Raw genomic sequence first — 7,621 nt, 5'->3', positions numbered from 1 at the left:
CCCTCTCTCTTCCCCCATCCCGGGTGCGGAGCCGCCCCCCCCCCCCCCAGAACACCCCCCCCCCCCCCCCCCACCCCCCGCCCCCCCCCCCCCCCCCCCCCCCCGCGCCGGTTCTCCGCAGGACGCGGAGCGGCACCAGAAGCCCTGGAACGCCATGGCCCACCGGGATCCCGGACAAGCTCATCGGCTTCACGCTCATCAACTGCGCCTGCACCGCCTACGCCGCCGTCCTCGTCTGTCTCACGCCCCTTCCCCCGGCACGTGCCCGGCCGTTCCTCGCGGTGTCGGCCGCACTGGAGGTCGCCTCGCAGATGTTCCTGCTGCGCGCCTACCAGCTGGGGGACTTCGGCCAGATGTGTCCGCTGGCCCGCGGAGCCGCTCCGCTGCTCGTGGCCATCGTCTCGGTCACCGTGCTCGGCGGCACGCTCACCCCGCTCCAGGGCACGGGCGTCCCGCTGGTCTCCGGCGGCCTCGCCGTACTGGCCCTGGCGTCCGGCCGCCCGGGCCGCGCCCCCCTGCCTGCCGTGGGGGCCGCGATCGGAACGGGCGTGATCATCGCCGCGTACACCCTCGTCGACAGCGAGGGGGGTCCGCCGGGCCGACGACGTGCTGTCGTACGTCGCCTGGCTCTTCTTGTGCCAGGGCCCGGTTCTGCCACTGATCGCGCTGGCCCGGCGCCGCGGGGCGCTGCTCGCCCAGGTACGCCCGGTCCTCGGTACCGGCCTGACCGGCGGGGTGCTGTCCATGGCCACGTACGGGCCGGTCATCCGGGCCCAGGCCCACGGCGACGTGACCGCCGTCACCGCCTTGCGCGAGACCGGCATTCTCGTGGCGGCCGTCCTCGCCACGCTGTTCCTGCGCGAGCCCTTCGACCGTGTGCGGCTGGGGGCAGGGGCGGTGATGCCGGCCGGTATCGGCCTCATGCGCCAGTGACCGGCTGACGGCAGGCCGGCCCCGACGCCTTCAAGGTCTGCGGGGCGGGGGTACGGCGCGCAGCAGCTCCCACAGAGGGCGTGAGCCCGATGCCCACTCTGCGAGGGTGCGTCGGTCGACGACGTGGAGGCGCTGCTGCCTGGCGAAGTCCACGGCGGGTGCGGTGACCCGCCCGTTGGTCACGATGACCGCGACGTCGGCGCCGTGGACCTGGCGGGCCGTGCCGTTGAGCACCTGGAGGTCCGGCGTGCCCACCGCGGAGCCGGCGAGGCCGTTGCGGCGGTGCTTGCACTGGATCACCCAGCGCCTGCCGTAGGGGTCGGTGGCCTTCACGTCGGCGCCCAGATCACCGCCGCCCCCGACGCGCACCGCGTCCCGGCAGCCGTCGCGGCGCATGAGGTCCCGCACCGCGTACTCGAACCGGCTGTGATGCAGGGCGTCCAGCTGGGCGAGTCCGTAGCGCAGGGCCCGCGCGCGGGCCGCGTCCCACCGCGTCCGCTGCCGCCTGTGGTGGACCCAGCCGCCTCCGGCGAGCACCGCGAGTACGCCGAGGGCGATCAGGACCCACCAGTGGGCGAGCAACCAGTCGACGACGGCCACCACCAGTGCGACGGCCAGGGCCGCGGCCACCACCAGGCCGGTCGACCGGTCCTGCGTGTGCCGACGCCGTCCGGCCGGCCCGCGGGAGCGCCGCCGGGCCGGTGGGCGCCTGGTCGCCGCCCCCCGGCCCCTGCGTGTACGGGGGCTCACCGGCCGGCCCGCGTGACGCCGCTCGCCAGGTGCCCCAGCGCGTTCGCGATCCCCTGGCCCGCCGGAGCCGGGGCGATCAGGATGCCCGGCGCCGGGACGACGGCGACGGTCGTCTTCTCGTCGGAGCGGCTGCGGCTGCGAGCCTGCGTGCGGCGCCGCCACCGGAAGAACACGATGACGGCGAGCAGCACCGCCACGTCGATGGTCCGCAAGCCCACACCTCCCCACCGACCGGGCCTCACAACAGCGGGACGGCAGGACGCCGCCCCGGCGTTCTTGTGTAGCGGCGTCCCAGTGATGTTCGCGGCCGGTTGCCGACGAATGGCACGAAGCGATCGGAGCTGGCCGAATACCACGCGATGGATCAGCCGGTGTCGCGCACCGCCCGGAAGCCGGAACCGCGCCTCGCCGACAGCCGATCCGGCCGAGGCGGCCCCACGCGGAGTACCGCGGGGGATGCCGGCGCCGGCCGGTTCCCGGCAGGCCGGGTGCCGAGGCGGGTCCCGTCGTCGCAGCACGGGTCCGCGCATGTCCACCACTGGACCAGGCCGCGCCCGGGGACCAGCCCGGCGGGTCGCGCGCCGACGCCTGGCCGTCGGCCTCCCCCGGGCGGAGGGCCGGCGGCCGCCTCCGGCTTCGCCGTGCCCTCACGGACTCCGGTGGGCGCGTCCGGGTCGCCGGATGACGCGGGTCGTCATCCGGGGGCAGCGGTCGGCTACGGCAGGTCCGCGGCGGGGACGTTGGCAACGAGTGAGCGGAACGTCTCGGCGGGATCACCGTCCAGTGCCGGGAGGCTGCCGCTGAGCTGCAGGGTGGCGAAGCCGTGGGCGAGCGACCAGGCGGCCAGTCCGGCGCGCCGGGCGTCGGGACGTCCGGCGGCGGGAAGGGTCTCGACCCCCGAGCGCAGTGCGCGGGAGGCGCGTTCCCTGGCTGCGACGAGCTCCGGGTCGTCGCCGTGCAGGAGTTGGGGACGGAACATCACCTCGAAGTGGGCTGGGTGGCCGAGGGCGAACTCGACGTACCGCACCCCCATCTCCCGCAACCGGTGCGCGGTGCCGGCCGGCACCGCGGCCAGTGCCGTGGCCAGCAGATCGAACCCCTCCGTGGCGATCGCGGTCAGCAGCCCGGCCTTGTCCTTGAAGTGGTGGGCGGGGGCGGCGTGCGACACCTCGGCACGGCGTGCGAGGTCACGAAGGCTGATCGCGGCGACGCCGTCGCTGCGGATGACCTGCAGCGCGGCGGAGAGGACGGCCCGGCGCAGGTCTCCGTGATGGTAAGTGGGTCTTGCGTCCATGGGCGGCAGACTACTCCACATCTAGTCGTTGACAAGATGACGGCGGCGACACAATCTAGTCGCCGTCAAGTTCCCCTTGATGCCCGACGTGACAGCGAAGGAAGCGACATGGCGCACAGCCTCGGCACGGTCCGGCAGATGTGGCAGCTGCTGGAGCCGGTACACGCCACCCTCTACTACGCGCCGGAGGCATTCGAGGAGGCCGCGGCCCTCGGCTACGCCACCGACGAACGCTGGCCCAGCTACTTCGCCTACCGCGTCGCGCCGCTCGGTCCCGTCGGCCCGCCCTTGGTGAACGCCCTCTTCTACAGCCTCAGCCCGCGGATGGTCGAGCGCTACGCGGCGCCGGCTTGGCGGACCGCCGGGCCCGAGCGGGTCCTGAGGGCCCGGAGTGCCGCAGTGGACCGCGCGCTGCGGAAGATGCTCGGCCACCGGATCGGCTCGCCGGAGTTGCGGGAGGCGGCGGAGCTGGTCCGCCGTGCCGCGGCGGCGGCGGACACGGCAGGCCGCCCCATGGCCGCGGCGAACGCCGCGCTGCCCTGGCCCGACGAGCCGCACATGGTGCTCTGGCAGGCCGCCACTGTCCTGCGCGAGCACCGCGGCGACGGTCACATCGCCGCTCTCCAGGCCCACGGCATCGGCCCCACCGAGTCGCTGGTCTCCCACGCCGCCGTCGGCGCCGCGCCGAAGGAGGTGTTCGGCAGCAGGCAGTGGACCGACGAGGAGTGGACCGCCGCTCGCGAACGACTCACCGCCCGCGGACTGGTGGAAGCAGACGGCAGGGCCACCGGCGAGGGGTTCCGGGTCCGTGCCGCAGTCGAGAAACTCACCGACGAACTCGCCGCCGCGCCCTGGAACGCGCTCACGCCCGACGAGACGGCCCGGCTGCCCGGACTGCTCCTGCCGCCGGTGCTCGACATCGTCGGTGCGGGGCTTCTCCCGACACAGAGCACCCTCGGCATCGGCATGAAGTACGACTACGAGTGAGCGGGCGGACGCGCCGCGGGCAGCCACACGGCCGCGCCGCGCACCTGAGCGACACTCGGCGAGCGGCTCCCGACGCGGCGGCCCGAGGCGCACCCACACCGTGCGAGGCCCTACGGTCGGCCTTCACCGATATGGGGACGGGGCGGCGGGTGACGCGCAACGCTGGTCTACGCCCCGGTGACCTGCGTAAGCGGTCAAGCGGGACCGCCTTTGCACCTGACCGGGTGACACACCTGGTGATGTGCCGGGTTGCGGGACTGACGGACTGTCGGTTGCCTCGTGAGCGGAACACACAAGAGGCGCGGCGCAGACAGGCCGGGCACTGCCCGTGGGAGGATTCGCATGCGTTACACACACATGGGTGCAGGTATCGGGTTGACTCTGGGTGCTCTGCTACTGCAGATCCCGGCCGCTGCCGCCGCTGACGACTCGGAGATCAGCATCGAGCCGTGGAACGCCTCCCCGGGGTCCACCGTCACGGTCAGCACGAGGGCCTGCGACCCCGACGCGGACTACGGCAAGGGCACGTCGGAGGCGGGAGGAGACTTCCACCTCTTCGCGGGCGACGAGGAGGGCGTGCTCACGGGTCAGTTCCAGATCCCGGAAGGCACCGGCCCGGGCAGCGACACGGTCACCCTGAAGTGTCCGCCACTGACCAAGGTCACGGAGACGTACCAGATCACCGGCCGCGCTCCGGAGGGCTCGGTCCACGCCGGCTTCGGTCCGGCCGGCGACTCCGGCACGGGGCTCGGCCTGGGTGCCGGGCTGCTCCTCACGGCCGCCGCCGGTGTGGTCTGGATCTGCCGCCGCCCGAACGGTGACCGCGCCTGACCGCCCGGGTCCGCCGGCCGGCCGCATCCGTTCCGGCCCGCGGCCGGGCTCCGGGAACGGGAGGGATCCGGTGGCGACGGGGCCCACCCGCCGCGTGCTCCACGCCCCAGCCGACACACCGCATCCGCCCCGAAGAAGAGGCTCGACCGCGACGGCACCCGGCCGCCGGGCCCGCGCTCCCCTGAGCTCGTTCCTCCCCGCGGTGGTCCCCCTGGGCTGGGCGATGGCGGCAGGCGCGGTGCTGCTGATCAGCGGGGTACACCACGAGGAGCCACCACGGCCTTTGGCGGCCCAGGCCCTCTCCGCCTCTGCCGCCCCCTCCCTTCCCCCGACGGCCCGTCCGCTGCCCCCCGCGGATCCGGTCCGGATCCGGATCGCCGCCATCGACGTGGACGCCCCGATGACACGAGTGGGCCTCGACGCGGCAGGGGGGCTGCGGACTCCTCCGCCGGAGGAACCCGGCCTCGCCGGCTGGTACGGCGACGGCATCGCTCCCGGCTCGGCGGGCACGGCCATCGCCACCGGCCATGTGGACACACCCACCGGCGACCCCGGTGTGTTCTACCGCCTCGGCGACCTGGCCAAGGGCGCCACCATCGAGATCAGCAGGGCGGACCGGCGGACAGCGGTGTTCACCGTCCGCGCCGTCGAGCTCTACGACAAGGAGGAGTTCCCCAGCGAGAAGGTCTACGGCAGTTCCGGCCGGCCCGAACTACGGCTGATCACCTGCGGCGGCGGCTACACCGAGGACACCGGCTACCTGGGCAACGTGGTGGTCTACGCGACGCTGACCGCGGTGACATAGGCGACGCGGACGCCGAAGGACCTGTGGCGCGTGCGGGTCCCGGCTGTGGGCGGTCACCTGCCGTGGGGTGCGGCGATCTGGGCAGGGTACGGAAAGCGAGGCAGCGGCGATGGCGGAGTACGGGCAGGAGCCACCGGACGGGGACGAGGTCCCGCGGGAGGGCGGCGCACTGCCGGACGAGGTGTCCTACACGTCCCTGCTCGATCTGCCGCTCAGCTCCGACCTGGACCGCATCGGCGAGCAGCTGCACGCCCTGGCCCGCGCGCAGAGCACGTTGCAGGAGTTGCTGCAGGCGGTGGTGAACATCAGCAGCGGACTCGAACTGCCCACCGTGCTGCGGCGCATCGTGCGCACCGCGATGGACCTGGTGGGCGCCCGCTACGGTGCCATGGGCGTGCTCGACGCGGAGGGCAGACTCCTGGCCGAGTTCATTCCGCTGGGGCTGAGCGCCAAGGAGCTGGCGGCCCTGGACGGGGTGGAGCTCCCGCGCGGGCGGGGGCTGTTGGGGCACCTGATCCATCACCCCGAGCCCTTGCGGGTCCGGGACATCTCCCGTCATCCGGAGTCTGCCGGCTTTCCGCCCGGTCACCCGCCCATGCGCAGCCTGCTCGGCGTCGCCATCAGCGTGCGCGGACGGATCTACGGCAACCTCTACCTCTCCGAGCGCACGGACGGGCGGTCCTTCGACCGGCACGACGAAGGCGTGATCCGGGCGCTGGCCGGCACCGCCGGGGTGGCGATCGAGAACGCCCGCCTCTACGAGCAGGTCCGCAACAGCGCCGTACAGTTCCAGCGGATGCTGCTGCCCCGCCTGCCCGACCTGCGGCCCTTCACGGCCGGGGCGGCCTATCAGCCGGCCAGCGCCCCGGCCGCCGTGGGGGGCGACTGGTACGACGCCCTTCTGCTGCCCGACGGAGCCTGCGCGGCCGTGATCGGTGACGTCGTGGGGCACGACCTGCGGGCCGCGGCCGACATGGCGCAGCTCCGCAGCATGCTGCGGGCCCTGTGCTACGAGCAGAACGTGCCGCCCAGTACCTGTCTCGCCCGGCTCGACCGCATCATGCACGCCGCCCTGGGCGAGACGCCCATCGCCACCGCGCTGCTGGCCCGGCTGGAACCTGCCGACGGTGCCTGGCGGCTGCGCTGGTCCAGCGCCGGGCACCCGCCGCCACTGCTGCTGCCCGACGGACGGGCCCGCCATCTGTTCGCCGAGCCCGGCCTGCCCCTCGGCGTGACGGCCGATCTGCCCCGCCCCGACCACTGCCGGGCGGTGCCGGTGGGCAGCACCGTGGTCCTCTACACCGACGGCCTGGTGGAGAGTCCCGGCCACCCGCTGGACCGGGGCCTGGACGCGCTGGCCGTCAACGCCTCCCGGTTCGCCGGGCGTTCACCGGAAGAGCTGTGCCGGGCCCTGCTCGACCACCTGCCCGGCGACGGACACGACGACAAGGCGGTCATCGCCCTGCGCACCCCGCCGCTGACGGGCTATGCCCGCTCCTGAGGCCGTGGGATCGACTCGCTGATGACCTGGGCGACGGGCCGGCCGCCCGCCACCGTGCTCGGCGGTCAGGAGGTGAGCGCCCTTTCAGGGCCGGTGCCGGCGTCACCCTGGGGGTCGGCGCGTTCGGCGGCTCGATCGCCGCCGCTCCCGGCGCGGCACACCCCTGTGCGAGCAGCCCGGTGACTCGGCGAGCGCGCAGGGGCACGGCTCGGGGGACCTTGCCATCCCCTGCCACCGCAACCACGACGGCACCTGGGGCTACGTCTTCGGCGACTCCTTCTCCGCGCCCGGACGAGGAGCTGGTACGGGCCCTGCGGGCCGCCCCGTACGGGGACGACACCGGCAGCGTTCGCATCCGCAAGGGTGCGGTCTGAGCCGCGGGACCGCCCCCGGCGAACGCGACGGACAACCCCTGCCGAACCGAGAGGCGGAGCGGTCTCCGTATGGGCCGGGGTCCCGGCTGCGGCGGCCGTGTTCCTCCGCAAGGCCGTCGCCGCGCTGCCGGCGGCTTTAGCATCCT

At 74.1% G+C, this 7,621-nt stretch carries 8 protein-coding genes; 5 read left to right on the top strand and 3 right to left on the bottom strand.

The window, feature by feature from the left end; genetic code table 11:
- The first annotated feature begins 606 nt into the window (after nt 1–606).
- Nucleotides 607–933: an EamA family transporter gene (locus ACZ4W9_RS37095; protein WP_467943451.1), complete on the top strand. Its 327-nt coding sequence runs from the start codon at nt 607–609 to the stop codon at nt 931–933.
- A 30-nt stretch (nt 934–963) separates the two neighbouring features.
- On the opposite strand, the gene ACZ4W9_RS37090 is transcribed toward ACZ4W9_RS37095, so the two are convergent.
- The 3 genes from ACZ4W9_RS37090 to ACZ4W9_RS37080 all read right to left on the bottom strand — a co-directional run bounded on the left by ACZ4W9_RS37090 (nt 964) and on the right by ACZ4W9_RS37080 (nt 2,977).
- On the bottom strand, nt 964–1,569 hold the full coding sequence (locus ACZ4W9_RS37090; protein ID WP_467943478.1) for a restriction endonuclease: 606 nt from the start codon (nt 1,567–1,569) through the stop codon (nt 964–966).
- A gap of 110 nt (nt 1,570–1,679) precedes the next feature.
- Nucleotides 1,680–1,895: a hypothetical protein gene (locus tag ACZ4W9_RS37085; RefSeq protein ID WP_467943449.1), complete on the bottom strand. Its 216-nt coding sequence runs from the start codon at nt 1,893–1,895 to the stop codon at nt 1,680–1,682.
- 503 nt (nt 1,896–2,398) lie between these two features.
- The gene (locus tag ACZ4W9_RS37080) at nt 2,399–2,977 is read right to left on the bottom strand and encodes a TetR/AcrR family transcriptional regulator (RefSeq protein ID WP_467943447.1); all 579 of its coding nucleotides are present in this window, start codon (nt 2,975–2,977) and stop codon (nt 2,399–2,401) included.
- A 108-nt stretch (nt 2,978–3,085) separates the two neighbouring features.
- Between ACZ4W9_RS37080 and ACZ4W9_RS37075 the strand changes: the two genes are divergently transcribed.
- The 4 genes from ACZ4W9_RS37075 (at nt 3,086) to ACZ4W9_RS37060 (ending at nt 7,101) form a co-directional block, all read left to right on the top strand.
- Complete coding sequence (locus tag ACZ4W9_RS37075) at nt 3,086–3,964, top strand: SCO6745 family protein (RefSeq protein WP_467943445.1); 879 nt, start codon at nt 3,086–3,088, stop codon at nt 3,962–3,964.
- 375 nt (nt 3,965–4,339) lie between these two features.
- Entirely contained in the window at nt 4,340–4,795 is a 456-nt protein-coding gene (locus tag ACZ4W9_RS37070; RefSeq protein WP_467943443.1) for a sortase, read from the top strand.
- Nucleotides 4,796–5,018: 223 nt separating this feature from the next.
- Nucleotides 5,019–5,600, top strand: a complete 582-nt coding sequence (locus ACZ4W9_RS37065; protein ID WP_467943476.1) for a class F sortase — start codon at nt 5,019–5,021, stop codon at nt 5,598–5,600.
- A 109-nt stretch (nt 5,601–5,709) separates the two neighbouring features.
- A complete protein-coding gene (locus ACZ4W9_RS37060; protein ID WP_467943441.1) occupies nt 5,710–7,101 on the top strand; it encodes a PP2C family protein-serine/threonine phosphatase in 1,392 nt (463 codons plus the stop codon).
- Nucleotides 7,102–7,621: the final 520 nt, after the last annotated feature.

The sequence above is a fragment of the Streptomyces sp. NPDC029296 genome (assembly GCF_055569255.1).
Note: the sequence above shows the minus strand (reverse complement) of the source record. Positions and strands in the feature narration are given on the sequence as shown.

Excerpts from the sequence above, each read along its gene's own strand:
- ACZ4W9_RS37065 (WP_467943476.1), top strand. The coding sequence starts at position 5,019 with ATGGCGGCAGGCGCGGTGCTGCTGATCAGCGGGGTACACCACGAGGAG.
- ACZ4W9_RS37075 (WP_467943445.1), top strand. The coding sequence starts at position 3,086 with ATGGCGCACAGCCTCGGCACGGTCCGGCAGATGTGGCAGCTGCTGGAG.
- ACZ4W9_RS37060 (WP_467943441.1), top strand. The coding sequence starts at position 5,710 with ATGGCGGAGTACGGGCAGGAGCCACCGGACGGGGACGAGGTCCCGCGG.
- ACZ4W9_RS37080 (WP_467943447.1), bottom strand. The coding sequence starts at position 2,977 with ATGGACGCAAGACCCACTTACCATCACGGAGACCTGCGCCGGGCCGTC.